15 protein-coding genes and 3 tRNA genes are annotated in these 16,823 nt (G+C 37.1%); 9 read left to right on the top strand and 9 right to left on the bottom strand.

Annotated elements, in window-relative coordinates:
* Positions 1-50: 50 nt before the first annotated feature.
* The gene (locus tag GUU89_RS13115; RefSeq protein ID WP_162128339.1) at positions 51-665 is read left to right on the top strand and encodes a porin family protein; all 615 of its coding nucleotides are present in this window, start codon (positions 51-53) and stop codon (positions 663-665) included.
* A 47-nt stretch (positions 666-712) separates the two neighbouring features.
* On the opposite strand, the gene GUU89_RS14835 is transcribed toward GUU89_RS13115, so the two are convergent.
* From GUU89_RS14835 to GUU89_RS13100, 4 genes are all read right to left on the bottom strand, one after another.
* Positions 713-1,039, bottom strand: a complete 327-nt coding sequence (locus GUU89_RS14835) for an alpha-glucosidase C-terminal domain-containing protein (RefSeq protein WP_202924462.1) — start codon at positions 1,037-1,039, stop codon at positions 713-715.
* The gene (locus tag GUU89_RS13110) at positions 991-2,097 is read right to left on the bottom strand and encodes an alpha-amylase family glycosyl hydrolase (protein ID WP_202924461.1); all 1,107 of its coding nucleotides are present in this window, start codon (positions 2,095-2,097) and stop codon (positions 991-993) included. The genes GUU89_RS14835 and GUU89_RS13110 overlap by 49 nt, the downstream gene beginning before the upstream one ends.
* A gap of 54 nt (positions 2,098-2,151) precedes the next feature.
* A complete protein-coding gene (locus GUU89_RS13105) occupies positions 2,152-2,913 on the bottom strand; it encodes a C40 family peptidase (protein WP_162128338.1) in 762 nt (253 codons plus the stop codon).
* 88 nt (positions 2,914-3,001) lie between these two features.
* Positions 3,002-4,180, bottom strand: coding sequence for an acetyl-CoA C-acyltransferase (locus GUU89_RS13100; protein WP_162128337.1), 1,179 nt, complete (start codon positions 4,178-4,180; stop codon positions 3,002-3,004).
* Positions 4,181-4,430: 250 nt separating this feature from the next.
* Between GUU89_RS13100 and GUU89_RS13095 the strand changes: the two genes are divergently transcribed.
* From GUU89_RS13095 to GUU89_RS13085, 3 genes are all read left to right on the top strand, one after another.
* Positions 4,431-4,514 (top strand) — tRNA-Ser (locus tag GUU89_RS13095).
* A gap of 51 nt (positions 4,515-4,565) precedes the next feature.
* Positions 4,566-4,640 (top strand) — tRNA-Pro (locus tag GUU89_RS13090).
* Between the two features lie 22 nt (positions 4,641-4,662).
* A tRNA-Arg gene (locus GUU89_RS13085) sits at positions 4,663-4,736 on the top strand.
* A gap of 34 nt (positions 4,737-4,770) precedes the next feature.
* Here GUU89_RS13085 and GUU89_RS13080 read toward each other — a convergent pair.
* A complete protein-coding gene (locus GUU89_RS13080; protein WP_162128336.1) occupies positions 4,771-5,841 on the bottom strand; it encodes a DUF3810 domain-containing protein in 1,071 nt (356 codons plus the stop codon).
* A 96-nt stretch (positions 5,842-5,937) separates the two neighbouring features.
* On the opposite strand from GUU89_RS13080, the gene GUU89_RS13075 reads away from it, so the two are divergent.
* The 3 genes from GUU89_RS13075 (at position 5,938) to GUU89_RS13065 (ending at position 10,877) form a co-directional block, all read left to right on the top strand.
* Complete coding sequence (locus GUU89_RS13075; RefSeq protein ID WP_162128335.1) at positions 5,938-7,401, top strand: aminoacyl-histidine dipeptidase; 1,464 nt, start codon at positions 5,938-5,940, stop codon at positions 7,399-7,401.
* Between the two features lie 133 nt (positions 7,402-7,534).
* Positions 7,535-8,569, top strand: a complete 1,035-nt coding sequence (locus GUU89_RS13070) for a hypothetical protein (RefSeq protein WP_162128334.1) — start codon at positions 7,535-7,537, stop codon at positions 8,567-8,569.
* Positions 8,529-10,877, top strand: a complete 2,349-nt coding sequence (locus GUU89_RS13065; protein WP_162128333.1) for a hypothetical protein — start codon at positions 8,529-8,531, stop codon at positions 10,875-10,877. The genes GUU89_RS13070 and GUU89_RS13065 overlap by 41 nt, the downstream gene beginning before the upstream one ends.
* On the opposite strand, the gene GUU89_RS13060 is transcribed toward GUU89_RS13065, so the two are convergent.
* Positions 10,874-11,731, bottom strand: coding sequence for an AraC family transcriptional regulator (locus GUU89_RS13060; protein WP_162128332.1), 858 nt, complete (start codon positions 11,729-11,731; stop codon positions 10,874-10,876). The genes GUU89_RS13065 and GUU89_RS13060 overlap by 4 nt on opposite strands.
* A gap of 82 nt (positions 11,732-11,813) precedes the next feature.
* Between GUU89_RS13060 and GUU89_RS13055 the strand changes: the two genes are divergently transcribed.
* Positions 11,814-12,176, top strand: coding sequence for a DUF983 domain-containing protein (locus GUU89_RS13055; protein ID WP_162128331.1), 363 nt, complete (start codon positions 11,814-11,816; stop codon positions 12,174-12,176).
* Between the two features lie 40 nt (positions 12,177-12,216).
* On the opposite strand, the gene GUU89_RS13050 is transcribed toward GUU89_RS13055, so the two are convergent.
* The 3 genes from GUU89_RS13050 to GUU89_RS13040 form a co-directional block, all read right to left on the bottom strand.
* Positions 12,217-12,765, bottom strand: a complete 549-nt coding sequence (locus GUU89_RS13050) for a PepSY-associated TM helix domain-containing protein (protein WP_162128330.1) — start codon at positions 12,763-12,765, stop codon at positions 12,217-12,219.
* Positions 12,766-12,769: 4 nt separating this feature from the next.
* Entirely contained in the window at positions 12,770-14,980 is a 2,211-nt protein-coding gene (locus GUU89_RS13045) for a TonB-dependent siderophore receptor (protein WP_162128329.1), read from the bottom strand.
* Positions 14,981-15,154: 174 nt separating this feature from the next.
* The gene (locus tag GUU89_RS13040) at positions 15,155-15,628 is read right to left on the bottom strand and encodes a DUF6265 family protein (protein WP_162128328.1); all 474 of its coding nucleotides are present in this window, start codon (positions 15,626-15,628) and stop codon (positions 15,155-15,157) included.
* A gap of 108 nt (positions 15,629-15,736) precedes the next feature.
* Here GUU89_RS13040 and prfA point away from each other — a divergent pair, with 108 nt between their 5' ends.
* Complete coding sequence (gene prfA / locus GUU89_RS13035) at positions 15,737-16,810, top strand: peptide chain release factor 1 (protein WP_162128327.1); 1,074 nt, start codon at positions 15,737-15,739, stop codon at positions 16,808-16,810.
* Positions 16,811-16,823 lie beyond the last annotated feature (13 nt).

Genomic DNA, 16,823 nt, shown 5'->3' with positions numbered 1-16,823 from the left:
TTTGTTTTCTTTCTAAATGAGTACTTTTGATAGTACAAAAATTAAATATCATGAAAAAAATCGTATTGACAGTCATTGCGGTGTTAGGATTAACCACCGTTTCTGCGCAAAAAAAAGGAGATGTTGAATTTGGGTTAAACCTTGGGTACAACAGTTCATCGGTTTCGGATGACCAATCTAATTCGGATACCGGCAGCGGGTATAATTTCGGGGGGTCTATTGATTATTATTTTTCAAATGCTTGGAGTATTAAAGGAAAATTGATTTACGATCAAAAAGGCTGGGATAATGATTTGATTAATGGTCCTAACGGAAATTTGTATCGTACTAATATTAATCTGAATTACCTAACGATTCCTATTATGGCTAACTGGCATTTTGGAAATAAAAGAAACTGGTACTTAAATTTCGGACCTTATTTCGGATTCCTTCTGAATGCTGAAGATACACGTTTTGGGTATGATATCACCGATGATTTTAATACCAATGATTTTGGTTTAGCGGTTGGTGTTGGAGTAAAAATTCCGGTTTCCAATAAATTGAAAATCTTTTTTGAATTTGACGGACAAGGCGGTTTCAATGATATATTCAAGAATAATGATTATTCCGCTGTTACAAATTCGCGTTCGAGTTTCAATGTTGGTTTGAATTTTTTAATGAAATAAAACTAACAGCAACATATAAAAAAAGTCCCGTTTCATCGGGACTTTTTTTATTTTACCAAAACCATGTATTGCCAAGGCTTTAGTTCAAAAACATCATCACCTTTAAGCGTAATTGCTTCTTTGGTAAAAAGCTCTTGATAGGTGCCTTTTTGGTGTTTTGAGTTTAGCTTTACTGTCGCAGGTTTATCACTGTAGTTGATGACAGCAATGATTTTGTCGTTATTTTTGGTTCGAGAAAACGAAATCACTTGATCCATTTTATCATTATAAACGCGAACCATTACACCACCTTCATTACCGTTCCATAAAGCGTTGTTTTTATGTTTTAAATCAAATAGGTAGTGTAGATCGAAACAAAAGGAGTTTCTTTCCATTCGATTACATCTTTATCAAAAAATTTCAAAGAATGATTTAATCCTGCTTCCTGGCCACCGTAAACCAAAGGCATTCCGTTAACCATGCTGCACAAAACCATAGAAGCTTCCAGTCCGTCCCCGAAATTGGCATATTGATTGCCGTTCCAGGAATTTATATCGTGATTATCCGTAAAGGTCATTCGGTAGCCATTGCGCGGAAAAGTACTTACATCGTGAGCCATGTATTCCACTAAACCGCTGATGCTTTTTTTATCTCGGGTAACCGCCGTCATTTTATCAAATAGCGTCCATGAATATGTCATGTCAAAGGCTTTTTCGTGTAAGTCGCGTGATTCCCATTCTGCCAACATAAAGACCGGTTTTACAGCATCTAATTCGGCACGTACATTGTCCCAAAAATCAGTAGGAATAAATCCGGCTGTATCACAACGATACCCATCGATGTCGAAATCTTTAACCCAATACACCAGCGCTTCAGTCATGTATTTGCGGATACCGGGCTGGTCATAATCAAAGTCGATTACATCATCCCAATCATACCAAGGCGTTGGCTGAAAATGACCTTCTTCGGTTTTGGTATACCAATCCGGATGGTCTTTAGCTAATTGATTGTCCCATGATGAGTGATTGGCAACCCAATCTACTATGACATGCATGCCCATACTGTGAATTTTAGCTACCAAATGTTTGAAATCATCTTTAGTGCCAAATTCAGGATTGATGCCATAATAATCTTTAACGGAATATTCGCTGCCCAATGTTCCTTTTCTTTTTTCAACACCAATCGGATTGATAGGCATTAGCCAAATGATATCGATGCCCATTTTTTTTATTCTGGGCAAATGAGCTTCAAAAGCTTTAAAGGTTCCTTCAGGAGTAAACTGTCTCACATTGACTTCATAGATGGTGGCGTTTTTACTCCAATCCGGATGTTTGAGTTTTACATATTCTTTCGGTTGGTATCGCGCGTCTGAATTGGAATCTTCTTTTGATTTGATACAACTCACAAATGATATCGCAATAAAAAACAGGGAAATCGTAATGATTTTTTTCATTTTCAAATGATTTGAAATTAAAAGTAATAAAAAAACCGAAACTGCTGTTCCGGTTTATATGATTTTCTTAATGACTCTCAATCGATGGGTATGTCTGTTTTGTTCCGCATTGTAGATTCCTAAATGATCTAAACGGTCGATGCGTACTTTTCCGCTGGCGTGAATGATATAATTGTTTTCCATCATAATACCAACGTGAATAATTTTGCCTTCTTCGTTGTCAAAGAAAGCTAAATCTCCGGGTTCACTTTCTTCAATAAAACTCAAAGCATCGCCTTGAGTTGATTGTTGGGAAGCATCTCGCAGTAATTTGTAACCATTGAGTTTGTATACCATTTGTGTAAATCCGGAACAATCAATACCAAAAGGTGTTTTACCTCCCCATAAATAAGGAGCATTGAGGTATAAATAAGCTGTAGCAATTAAATCGGATTTAGGTTTAACACCACTGATTCGCATGCCTTCAAACTCGAAATTGTCCACATTGATTTCGCTATGATTTAAAAACGAAAGCGAAGCACCAAGCGGAATTGGTAATAATACATTGGACGGATTGGTAACATATTCCACCAAATCTGAATTCAGGATTATAGCATCTTTAGAAAGTGAGTTAAAGCTTTTTTCCGAGATAATTTGGTATTGTTTTGAATCGACCCAGCCTTCGTAATCATCAAACTGTAATTTGATTTTTGCCCATTGATTTTGTGTTTCCAAAATCTCAAAATGCTCTCCAAACAAAACCTGCGAAACAATTTCGCTTCGATCGCTTGGTTCGGCTCGTAAAGGGATTATGGCTAAGTTACAAATGGCAAACATTTAAAGGAATTATGAGTTTTGAATTATGAGTTATAAATTACTGAGTCTTTCTCAACTCATAACTTATAACTCATAACTTATAATTTATTTAAGCTCTTTCAATAACAATGGCTGATGCACCACCACCACCATTACAGATAGCTGCGGCTCCTATTTTAGCGTTATTTTGTTCTAATACATTAATCAATGTTACAATGATTCTGGCTCCTGAACATCCTAGTGGATGCCCTAAGGAAACAGCTCCACCGTTTACATTTATTTTGTTATTATCTAAACCAAGAATTTTAGCATTGGCTAGACCTACCACTGAAAAAGCTTCGTTAAATTCGAAATAATCTACATCTGTGATTGATAAACCAACTTTGTCTAAGGCTTTTGGTAAAGCTTTTGCCGGTGCTGTTGTAAACCATTTTGGTTCTTGTGCTGCATCAGCATATGATTTGATATAAGCTAATGGTTTTAATCCCATTGATACAGCTTTTTCTTCACTCATTAATACCAAAGCTGCCGCTCCGTCATTTATAGTAGAAGCATTGGCTGCGGTTACCGTTCCTTCTTTCGTAAAAGCAGGATTAAGAGCAGGTATTTTATCCAATTTTACATTGGTATATTCTTCGTCTTTTGAAAAAACAATAGCATCACCACGACGTTGCGGAATTGTTACCGGAACCACTTCGTTATCAAATTTACCTTCACTCCAAGCTTTAGCCGAACGCTCATAGGATTGAATAGCAAAAGCATCCTGTTCTTCACGGGTTATTTTATATTCTGTTGCGCACAAATCGGCACTAACCCCCATGGCATTGTTGTCGTAAGCATCAACTAAACCGTCTTTTTGCATACCATCCACTAAAGAAGTTGGGCCAAATTTCACCCCGTTTCTCATGTGAACATAATGCGGAATCAAGCTCATGTTTTCCATACCACCGGCTACAATGATTTCGGCATCTCCGTTCATAATAGCTTGTGCTCCCTGCATTACCGCTTTCATTCCGGATGCACATACTTTATTGATGGTAGTAGCAATGACACTATTAGGTAAACCGGCAAATAATGCGGCTTGACGAGCGGGCGCTTGTCCGACACCGGCTTGAACTACATTACCCATCAGTACTTCATCAACTAAATTGTAATCTAAATTAATTTTATCTAATGCGCCTTTAATAGCGGTTGCCCCTAATTGTGTTGCAGTAACGGTGGATAAAGATCCCATAAAACTTCCGATAGGAGTTCTTACTGCTGAAACGATAACTACTTTTTTACTCATAATAACTTGTTGTTTGTTTGTAGTGCAAAACTAAACTTTTATTGCAAATTATGGAATTCATACAGCAATAAATAACATTTCATAAAGAATTAGAACAATATTAAAATTCTACTGTATTGAATGTGAACCTTTTTAGATTTTATTTGTTTTAAAAGTTAAAAAAAGAAATGAAATAGTTGTAAATTATAGAATGATAAATTACATTTGCAACCGCTTAAAGAAAATGTTCTTTTACAAAATTGAAAATTTAGGAGAGGTGCCGGAGTGGTAACGGAGCAGATTGCTAATCTGTCGACGGGTAACCGTCGCCAGGGTTCGAGTCCCTGTCTCTCCGCTTTTTTAGGTTTTGTGTAACCTAATTATCTGACCACAGATAGTAAATACACGGGGTGTAGCGTAGCCCGGTTATCGCGCCTGCTTTGGGAGCAGGAGGCCGCAGGTTCGAATCCTGCCACCCCGACAAATTTGTGAAAGAACTTCTTGGTCTCATAGCTCAGCTGGATAGAGCAACTGCCTTCTAAGCAGTAGGTCGAAGGTTCGAATCCTTCTGAGATCACATCAAACCATTGAGAAATCAATGGTTTTTTTGTTTATATAAATTCTGCTAGTTTGGAGTCTCTTTCTTTATAATAATTGATTAGCAAGTTGACAAACTTACTGTAGCTTTCGATGCCGTCTTGTTGCTGGTTGGTTTTCAGAAACTGGTCGTAGAAAATATGAAAACCTTTGTCGATAAAGGTGTCGTATTCAGCCCAAAAAACTTCACTCTCTTTGTAGTTTTCAAAAATACCTTTGTTGATTTTGGGTTTCATGGCCTTAAATTTGGCCTCATTTTTCAAATAAACATTTTCCAAACAATACCGCAGTGCTGTAGTATAGGCCGCATATTGAAAATACAAATCCTCATTTTTGATGCAAGCCATAAAACCAATAAAATTACATTCACTTTCGCTGGCATAACCAATTTGATGGGCCATTTCGTGACAAACCACATTAGGAAAACCATACATTGGCAATTTAGAATTAACTTGAGATTCATTGGTAAACGGATTCAAATAACCGCCAAATCCCATATAGGTTAGGGGTAAACTGAATAGTGATTTCTTTCGGCTGGGAATTTCATACTTGAAGAACGGATATTGTTTGGCTAAATTCGTGTATCCGTTTTGTGTCATGGCAAAAATGCTGTCCTGCGAATAAGGATTAACTACTTTTTGGTTGTGGTCATGAGTGATTTTGAATTGCACTTCATTGGTCTTGGCAATTAACTTTTCTGTAAAAGCATACAAATCTTCATTGGTATAATCGCGTTGGATGCTCATTTTTTCAAAAAGCGGTTCCCGGTAATAATTGAAAGCCCAAAGCAAATGAAACAAAAAATAAGCCACCGCCATAAAACTTAGGGATGCCCAAATTTTGTCTTTCCATGATGATTTTCGATTTCGATAAAACCAATAAATACAGTAGACAATGACTATTCCGTAGATAATATCGCCTACAGAGAAAGGGATTTTTCCCAAAACAATTCTGGAAAAATGTGAAATGTACACATACAACCCATTGCTGTAAAAACGTTCCACCGTTTCAGGAAAAAAAGCCAAAAATCTCAGCATGAAAATCTGAAAAAGTAAAAAAGTCGGAAGTATGTATTTGCGTTTCAAAGCCAATTTTTTAATTGTAAATATAATCACAATATCAATTCGCCAAGAACCTAAACTTTGTAACTTTGTGCCTCGACATAAAAAAATACAACTATAATGAGCCAAGAAATTAGAAACCTTGAACCAAAAGCACTTTGGAACAAGTTCGCCGATTTAAATGCGGTGCCTCGTCCGTCTAAAAAAGAGGAAAGAGTAATCGAATTCATGAAAAACTTCGGAAATAGCCTCGGATTGGAGACTTTTGAAGATGAGATTCGAAATGTTATCATCAGAAAACCGGCTACTCCGGGCATGGAAAACCGAAAAACCGTTGTGCTGCAAGGGCATTTGGATATGGTGCACCAAAAAAATAATGATACTAATTTTGATTTTCTTACCCAAGGCATCGAGATGTATGTTGATGGGGACTGGGTTCGTGCCAAAGGAACCACTCTTGGGGCTGACAACGGATTGGGTGTAGCCGCTATTATGGCCGTTTTAGAAAGTAAAGATATTCCGCATCCAGCTATTGATGCGCTTTTTACTATAGACGAAGAAACCGGAATGACCGGGGCTTTGAACTTAAAAGGCGGTATTTTAAAAGGTGAAATTCTATTGAATTTAGATACCGAAGAAGATGACGAAATCGACATCGGTTGTGCCGGTGGCATTGATGTTACAGCCAACAGAAATTATAACGAAGAGGAAACTCCGGAAGGCTCAGTAGGGTACACTATTACCGTAAAAGGCTTGAATGGAGGACATTCCGGAATGGATATCAACAAAGGATTAGGCAATGCCAACAAAATCATGAACCGTTTATTGTTTGATGGTTTCGAGAATTTTGGGTTGCAGATTTCGGAAATTAATGGGGGTAGTTTACGCAACGCAATTCCAAGAGAAAGTGTTGCTAAAGTGATTGTGGCCGGTATGTACGACGAAGCATTTGTATTTGACATGCAGGAAATCATCAACGATATAAAAGCGGAATACAAAACGACAGAACCTAATCTTACCATCGAAATTGTAAAAGGCGATTTGCCAAGCAAGGTAATGGATTTGGGCGTTCAGGAAGGATTACTTCGTTCGATTTACGCGGCTCATAACGGCGTGTATCGTATGTCTGCCGATATGGAAGATTTAGTGGAAACATCAAATAATATTGCTCGTGTTATTGTAAAAGACGGTGAAATTTCGATTCAAAATTTGACACGTTCTTCTGTTGAAAGTTCAAAAATGGACTTGGCCAATGGCTTGCGCTCGGCATACGAACTGTTTGGTTGCGAAGTAACTTTTGGTGGAAGCTATCCGGGTTGGACACCTAATGTAAATTCGGAGATACTAGAAGTTTTGGTAAACATTTATGAAAAACAAAACGGTACCAAACCCAATGTAGTAGCTTGTCATGCCGGATTAGAATGTGGAATTTTGGGAACCAATTATCCGGGGATGGACATGATTTCGTTTGGACCAACCATTCACGGAGCCCACAGTCCTGATGAAAGAGCCTCGATTAAATCGTCACAAAAATTCTGGAAATTCTATTTAGAGATATTGGCGAATATACCTTTGAAAAACTAGGCAAACTGCAAAAGACAGACTACAGTTTATAAAGAAAACCCGTTCAGCAATGAGCGGGTTTTTTATTGGAAATTATTTCGAAAAATAATATACTTTTAATACGAATTTTACGTTATACCGAAAACAGTCAATTATGAAAAAAATGTTCTGGTTAGGAATGGTTTCATGGCTCTTTTTTTCCTGCCAAAAGGAGAACAAGATTGTGCATGTCGAACGCGCCTTTTATTATTGGAAATCCGATAATTATCAAATGTCGCAACACGAAGATTCGGTTTGTAAAAAATTAAAAGTCAATAAGTTGTATGTCAAATTTTTTGAAGTTGATTACAGTGATGCACTAGGCTTTTATCCCATCTCTAAAACCGAATTATACTTTTACAACGGACAGGACAGTTTGACGTTAGTGCCAACGGTTTATATCAAGAACAGCGCTTTGATGAAAGCGTCAAAAAGCAGCATTGATACTTTGGCGGATAATGTCAATTTCTTAATCGATAAATATTGCAACGAAAAGTTCCAACGGGTTAAAAAACCAACCGAATTTCAAATGGATTGCGACTGGACGTTGAAGACCAAAGACAACTATTTTTATTTTCTGAAAAAACTAAAAGAAATTTCCAAAAAAGAAATCAGTTGCACCTTGCGGTTATACCCTTATAAATACCCCGAAAAAATGGGAGTTCCGCCGGTTGATAAGGTTTCGCTGATGTGCTATAACCTGATGAACCCACTCGAAAATGCCAAGAAAAACTCCATTTTAGATTTAGACGAATTGGAAAGCTATCTAAAAACCAACTCCAAATATCCCAAGCACATTGATGTAGCATTGCCCATCTATTCCTGGATGCAGGTGTATCATAACGAACGTTTTTCAAATGTGTTGTACGCCAATAACGAGCAGATTAAAAAGGTTTTAAAAGAAGACAAACCGCTTTGGTTTACAGTAATTAAAGACACCACTGTAGCCGGAAATTATCTCAGAATTGGAGACAAGATTAAGTTTGAGGAAATCAATGCAGCAAAAATCAACAAGACTATTGAAATCCTTAAGCGCCACATCGATTTTGACGAGCACACCACCGTTTCCTTATTTCACTTAGACGACGAACAACTTAACAATTTTACCAATGAAGAAGTTTCCCGCTTTTTTACTGATTTTAGCAAATAATGCCCTATTTGCCTGTGGGTTCTATCCGAGTGGTGAGGATTTGCGGTTTTCGTTTTTTCATGCCAAATGTTTTGGATACCCAATGTACTCTGAGTTTTATTATTCAGCCAACTTGTTTTCGCCGGGTTATGATGACCCTCCGGGTTATGTAGAGCCCAATCAAAAATTATGGTTTGAGTACTGCAAAGGAAAAGCCAAATGGGACGATGTGTATGAGGCAGTTTACGAGCTTAATTCGGCGGATATAACTGCAGATTCAAAGAACAGCCTAATTCATTATTTGTTTCAAACCAAAGATTCTGAAGCAATTAATTATTTAAAATTTGCCAAAAATTCGGAGTTTGGCAACAACTGGGAAGAAGATCCCTGGGAGCGCCACAAAACCTTTGTTACGGTTAAAAGAACGGCTCAAATAAAAACAGCTATTCGTTTGGCAGAAACTGCTAAAAATGAGCTGATAAAGTTTCGGTATTTGTTTTTGGCGATGCGTCTTTCCTACTATAACAGCGATGTGAAAACCATCAACGAGTTGTTTGAAAAAAATATAAAAGCCTCTAAGCGAAAAGACATTGTTTACTATTGGAGCCTGTATTTTAAAACCTTGGCTGAAAAAGATTCCGCTTTATGCAACTTTTACGCCGCTCAGGTTTTTGCCAATGCACCCGATAAACGCTTTATGGTTTCGCAACAGTACAATGCTGAAGTTCCTGTTGATAAAGTGTTGGAGTATGCCAAAACCAATCAAGAAAAAGCTAATGTGTATCTGTTGGCTGGCATACTCAATGTTAGTAAATCGCTATTGTATATGGAAAAAATACAGCAATTAACACCCAATTCGGAAGGATTGAGTTTTTTGCTGCTGAGAGAAATAAACAAGCTCGAAGATTGGGTATTCACGCCTTACTATTCGTTATTCGAACCCTCCACAGTAAATTCCTGGTGGGATGAAGACCGTGATAAGAAAACCATCGGAATGGTTATGGATAGAGTAGCGCAGGACCGACTCTACGCCGCCAAAATCTTAGCTTTAGTAGAAAATGTTGCTCCCCAAAAAACAGATAATCCAATGCTTTGGGAAGTGTCAAAAGCCTATTTGCATTTTATGACCAAAGATTACAACGGCTGCTTGTTGCAACTAACCGAATTGCAAAACCGTAATTACGCTCCCGAAATAAAAGACCAACTCGAGATATTCAGAGCTTTGGTGCTTACCGCCAATCAAAAAGCAGGAAAAGCCATTATTCTGGATGTAGTGAAACCCATTCTTCTCAAAAACAAAAACTATCAGAAGTTTATTTTTGCCGTCGGCAGAGAATTGGAATATTTGGGCAATACTACGGATGCGGCTTTGCTTTATTCACTGATGAATGGCGTAACTTGGGATGAAGAAAATGAGTATTATGACAATGCCTTTTGGAAAACCAAAAAGAATAAAGGAGAAACGTATACTGATTTCTATGATAATTATTTTGATTACCTCAACGTCATGTATACCCCCGAGCAGGTTCAGGCTTTGATTAATAATATTGTCGTGAACAAAGACAATCAGGAAGAGTTTGCCGCGTATAAATACCATATCTTAAAAGGACAGATTTCACGATTGTATGATTTGACCGGAACCAAATATATTCGTCAAAACCGACTTCAGAAAGCGATGCTTGCCTTTAAAAAAGTGGGGAACAAACTTTGGAATGACAAGTATACTTCGTGGGAAAGAAATCAAGAAAACACATGGAATGATGGCAGTAATGTTTTTGATGAAAATCCGTTTTATACCTTAAAATACACGCCCGAGTTTATCCCGGTGAAAGATACCATCCGACTCAATAAATATACGGTCACCAAGCAACTTATAAACTACTTGAGCCTTGCCGATAATCATAAAACAAAGAACCGCGATTACTATTATTTCTTAGTGGCCAATTGTTATTTCAATATGACCCAATATGGTAATTCATGGATGATGCGACGCTATTACTGGTCGAGTATAGGAGGCGTTACTTTTATAGAAGATGAAGCTGAATTTCACGAGTGTAATTTGGCAAAACATTACTATCAACTAGCACTTAAAAATGCCAAAACGGATAAGTTCAAAGCCTTGTGTTTGCGCATGATGGGCAAATGTGAAAAGTTCAGGCTCGAAAACAAGAATCCGTATGAGTACGGACAAGAGTATAATGATTACGACACCTTCATCTTTAGTAAGAATAAGTACTATTTGGATTTAAAGAATAAATATCCCAATTACTACCAGGATTTGGTTTCCGATTGTACTTTTTTTGAAAACTATTTTAAAGCGCGACGTTAGTTTTTCCGGAATTCCTTTGGTGTTTTTCCGGTTTGCTTTTTAAACAGTTTGGTGAAATATGAATAATTGTCAAAGCCCAGTGCATCGGCAACCTGATTGATAGACAGTTCCGGATTGATTAAATTCCGTTTTGCTTCTAAAATAACACGTTTGCTGATGAGTTCGGTGACGGTTTGATTCAGTATGTCTTTGCAGATTCGGTTCAAATGCTTGAGCGTGATGTTCATTTTGGTAGCATAAAACGAGGGCGATTTTTCGGTTTTGAAAAACTGTTCCAAAAACTGCTCGAACTGATGGATTTTGTAATTATAAGTATGGGCAACATGATGCGTGTCTGAAAGGTATTTTCTTGAAATTTCAATATGAATGCAATCTAGTAAATTCAATAATTTGTCTTCTCTCTTTGGATGGTTGTTTTGGTTTTCAGATAACATTAAATCAAAGTAAGGTTGAATTTGGGCCAGTTCTGTTGCTTCAAAAAAAAGTTCCGGTTGGTTCATCACCGATTGATAAAAAGGATACTCTTCAATTTTCTTATGACCAAAATACAAGTTGTAAATCTCCTGCGAATAAAAAATAATATAACCTTCAATGTCTGAAGACAAATGCCAATGGTGAATTTGTCCCGGTTGTAATACAAATAAGCTTCCGGGTTTGATGCTGAATTGAGCAAAATCTATCTCATGAGTGCCACTACCATTGGTAAATAATACCAGTAAATAAAAGTTGTGCCGATGTGATTTTTCAATAAAACTGTTGGTTTCCAGATGCTTTTTAAACGTATTAACATACAAATCTTTGACGCTGATTGGTGCTTCAAAATTTGCGATGCTGTAAACCGGATTCTTTTTCAAAATGTCTTTATTGTGCTAGTATTGGCGAATTTACTAAACATTTGGTTACTATAAACCGTTTACCTTTGCATAAAAATAAATCATGTTAAAAAGTCTGTACCATATTTTCCGCAATGAATGCCCTAATTGTCATGAAGGCAAAGTGTTTGCCGATAAAAGTTTCTTTTTCAGCTTGGGTTTTCCCAAAATGAACGAGCATTGCAGCCATTGTAATTTTAAGTTTGAAAAAGAACCCGGTTATTTCTTCGGTGCCATGTTTGTCAATTACGCGTTAACGGTAGGTGAGGGCATTGTTACTTATTTTATAGCCAGTCCGTTTTTTGAAGAAACATTCGACTTAAGAATCATCCCAATTATAGGGACGGTGATTGTTTTGCTGAGTTGTTTTAACATCCGGTTATCAAGGATGATTTGGATTTATATGTTCAAAAACTATTCGATGTAAATAAAAAGCTCCCCGTTTGGGGAGCTTTTCGGTTTTAAAATTAACCCAACAAAAACAAAAACAAAAGTGGAAAGACAATGCCGGCCAGAGCCAGTTTCCATCCTCTTCGTTTAAAGTTAAATTTTCCCACCGGTATCATTATCGCACCGGTAATAGCGATGATTATTAACGAAATTCCAAAAATATCACCATAGTAAATCCACCAGTTGGAAGTGCTTTTGTGCAACTTCATCATTTGGCTGATTACCGGCGTTTTGATATAAGAAACAATTTCACCTTTTCCGGTTTTCATATCAAGTTCTACATCGTGCTTTTCGAAAGAGATTTTGAATTTTCCTTCATCCACTTTATGACGGCGTATTTTGTCATCGATGCCTAATGTTTTGCCTAACGAATCAGCAAATTTTTCATTGATGGCATCTTCGGCCGGAAGTTGTACTTCGATGGCTTTGGTTTCGATGGTGTATTTCTCAGGATGCCAGCTTTCACGGTGATTCATCAGAATTCCGGAAAAGGCAAAGGAAATAATCAACCCGATATAAAAATACCCTAGGTCACGGTGAAGGTTGCGGATAGTGGCTTGTTTCATTGGTTTAGAATTTATACGATAAAGTAGTTGTTAACATTCTAGGTGCAATGGGTGTTACCGTATTGTCATCATATACATAATAACTTACCACATTACCTAAGTTTGATAATTTGGTTCTGATAGTGAAATTTTTAATAGCATAACCAACAGAGGCGTCAAATTGTAAAAAGCCATCAACAGGAATAGGCTTTCTGGCTAATTCAGCAGGTGTAGAAGCATTATTAGGTTTTAATCTTCCGCCTAAACGTTCTCCGATATAAGTTGATTGCAAACCAAGCTCTAATCCTTTAAGTTTAGACGTTTCAAAAGTGTAAAACGCGCTGGCATTGGCTGTGTGTTTGGGTGAAAAACGCAAATGGGTTCCGTTGTCGTAAATGTTACTTTTAGTATACTTAGTTTCATTGAAGCTGTACCCGGCAATTAGTTTTAATCCTTTATGCTGGCTTGTAATGTCTACTTCAACGCCTTTACTTTGATAAGCTCCTGCCAATTCCTTGATATTAGTATTAGTATTGCCATTACTGAAATCTGTTTGTGCCAAATTGCTGTAATCAATTAAATAGGTGGTCAAATTAGCTACTAAATGACCTTTAAGGAATTCGTTTTTAACCCCAATTTCGTACTGATTTATAGTGGAATGCGGCAACGCTTTTAAATTGATATCTGTTCCGGTATTCAGGACAAATGAATCCGAATAACTGGCAAATATGGAATTGGTTTTGGTAGGTTGAAACACAACTCCCAATTTTGGCGAAACAATGTTATCATCTGTTTTAGTTTCTGAGTTTGTTGAAGTGGAGTACGTTAGCGTATTAGTTGTATTTTCTAAATAACTATAGCGCAAACCGGCTAGTACTTTTATTTTTCGGGAAACTTCAATCAAATCCTGAAAGTAAACTCCGGCTCGTTTAATGTTAGCCAAAGCATTAGTGTTTTTATCCATTGATGGCACCACGGTATTGGCGTAAATCGAATTTTTATCAAGGATTACGGTTGGATTATAAATATTTATCTTATCATAAAAAGTGATGTTTTTATAAGCCAAAGTAGTCGTATTGCTTTGATCGGCATCAGCACCAAAAAGCAAAGTATGTTTTATTTTACCGGTATTGAAAGTTCCGTTTAAATCAACTTCTACCAAGCTGTAATCTTGCTCAGTATCGGTTTTTTGAACTCCTCGTGTCCAATCTCCGTTGGCTTGAACTAAATTAGTAGCATTTGGTCTTAAGCTGGATAGTAAGTTTGTGCTGTATCCTTGGTAGGAGAAGAGCCCTTTTAGTTGCCAGTTTTTATTTAAATCATGATTAATTGTCGTGGTGAATCCCACTTGTTCTGAGTCAAACTTACCCCAATTAAATCCTAAGAATGCGTTTCTGGGCAATTCAACTACTTTGTAGTCAATCGTGGCCAACCCAAAGTCAGGTGTTCTATTGTCTTTGGTATAATCAGCTTCAATTAAAACAGATGTTTTGGCCGAAATATCAAGTAAAATGGAAGGATTGAAGTAAATTCTTTTGGTTTGGACATCATCTCTGAAACTGTTTCCTTGCTCATAACTACTGATAAAACGATACGCTACAGTATTGCTGTTATTTATGGCACCATAAACATCTACGGTTGGTTTAAAGAAATTGTATTCAGTGGCTCTGAAACTCAATTCACCACCATGATCAAACCTTGGTTTTTTGGTAATCAAATTCAAAATTCCGCCGGGAGCAACGTTTCCGTATAAGAGTGCCGAACTCCCTTTCAGAATTTCAATACTTTCTAACGAACTGGCTTCCGGAATGATAGAACCATTGATGCGAACACCATTTTTAAAAGTATTGCCTCCACTAAAGGTAAATCCGCGTGAACCCAATTCTTCTTGATTATTCCCTGAAGCATTACTGGCTCCAGATACATAAATTCCGTTGGCATTTTTTAGAGCTTCCGAGAGTCTTAATATCTGTTGTTGTTTGATGGTTTCTTTTCCAATAACCATTGAGGCTTGTGGTAAATCTAAAGGCTTGATGTTAGCTTTTCCGCTTTTAACTATTGTTTTTTGTTGTTGAGAAATGATAATCACTTCTTTCAGTATTTCCCCTTTTTTATTTTTTACCGTGTCGTTGTTAAAAGCATATAGCTCTTCTTGGTAATTGGATGGGGTCTCTTGGGCGAAACCTAAGGCACTAATGGTAAGTGTTACGGCTAGGATTGGGATATATTTGTACATTTATTTAGAATAATTAAAAATAACAGTGCAAATATAAATACGGAAATTGAATTAAAAAAGTTTATTTAGATTAAATATAAATAATATTTTTATTTGATTGATTTAGTATGATTTACAACTAAAAAAACCTCGCGATTAGGCAAGGTTTTAGTTGTTTTGATAATGATTTTGCGTTTATTTTCGCTTCATCGGATAGCTTTCCTGACTGTCTTTTCCTTGTTGTTTCCCTGAAATAGTAGCAACCAAATTATTAGCATCTACCTTTTTATAAGTGATTTTTTGCGGATAATCATGTGCCGGGTTTTCAAAAGTAAAAATACTTTCAGTATCAGAGGTTAGTTTAAAGTCAACAGGTTCGTCATCATTCTGCCCCGGAACGGTCGCGGTATAAATCAATTCGTCTTCTTTTTGAATAAGTCGAATGCTTTCAAAATGAACCGTATCTTTCGGATTAATGAAATAACTCTCGCCACTGAAAGTACTGTCATTTTCCTTTTTCCAGCTTTCGGTTAAGATACCTTCGGGCATTTTGTTCTCCCAATTCCCAATAAGCCAATTCATTTTTTCAAGTTCATCAAATTTTTTTTCTGACTTCTTTTGGCAGGAAACCAATAAAGTAATAACGGCTAAGCATGTGATGGTTTTCATTTTCATTGTTTTTGTTACGCTATACAATACTATAAAAAAATGGGCAATCGAACACTCCAAATTCTACACTTTTTTTACTATTTTTGCACTCCAAATAAAGAATACAAAATGTTAGAGAGATTACAATATGTAAAACAACGTTTCGATGAGATATCGGATTTGATTATTCAACCCGATGTTATCTCCGATCAAAAACGTTATGTACAGTTAAATCAGGAATACAAGGGGTTGAAAAACCTAATGGAGAAACGTGATGAATACGTAACTCTTGATGGCAATATTAAAGAGGCCAACGAAATTATTGCAGATGGCTCTGATGCCGAAATGGTGGAAATGGCCAAAATGCAATTAGACGAAGCCAAAGAACGCTTACCACAACTGGAAGAAGAAATCAAATTCCTATTGATTCCTAAAGATCCCGAAGATGCTAAGAATGTTATGGTTGAGATTCGCGCCGGAACGGGTGGGGATGAAGCCTCAATTTTTGCCGGTGATTTATTCAGAATGTATACTAAATACTGTGAAAGTCGCGGATGGAGAACTTCAGTGGTTGATATGAATGAAGGAACTTCGGGTGGTTTCAAAGAGGTGATTTTTGAAGTAACCGGAGAAGATGTTTACGGTACCTTGAAGTTTGAGGCCGGAGTACATCGCGTGCAACGTGTTCCACAAACAGAAACCCAAGGAAGAGTTCATACCTCAGCAGCTACCGTAATGGTGTTGCCTGAAGCGGAAGAATTTGATGTGCAAATTGATATGAATGATGTGCGTGTGGATTTCTTCTGTTCATCAGGTCCGGGTGGTCAATCGGTAAATACAACCAAATCAGCGGTGCGTTTGACTCACATTCCAACAGGATTGGTAGCACAATGTCAGGATCAAAAATCTCAACATAAGAATAAAGACAAAGCTTTAGAGGTTTTACGTTCTCGTTTATACGAACAAGAATTAGCCAAAAAACAAGCCGAAGATGCTACCAAACGTACTTCGCAGGTAAGCTCCGGTGACCGTTCGGCTAAAATTCGTACCTATAACTATGCGCAAGGTCGTGTAACCGATCACCGAATTGGATTGGATGTTTTTGATATGGATGGTGTTATGAATGGTAAAATTCAAAAATTTGTTGACGAACTTCAAATGGTCAACAACATGGAAAAACTAAAAGAAAGCGAAGTTTTCTAAACATAAAAAAGGG

The sequence above is a fragment of the Flavobacterium phycosphaerae genome, from assembly GCF_010119235.1.
GTDB lineage: Bacteria > Bacteroidota > Bacteroidia > Flavobacteriales > Flavobacteriaceae > Flavobacterium > Flavobacterium phycosphaerae.
This window is presented reverse-complemented; position numbering and strand designations above follow the sequence as displayed.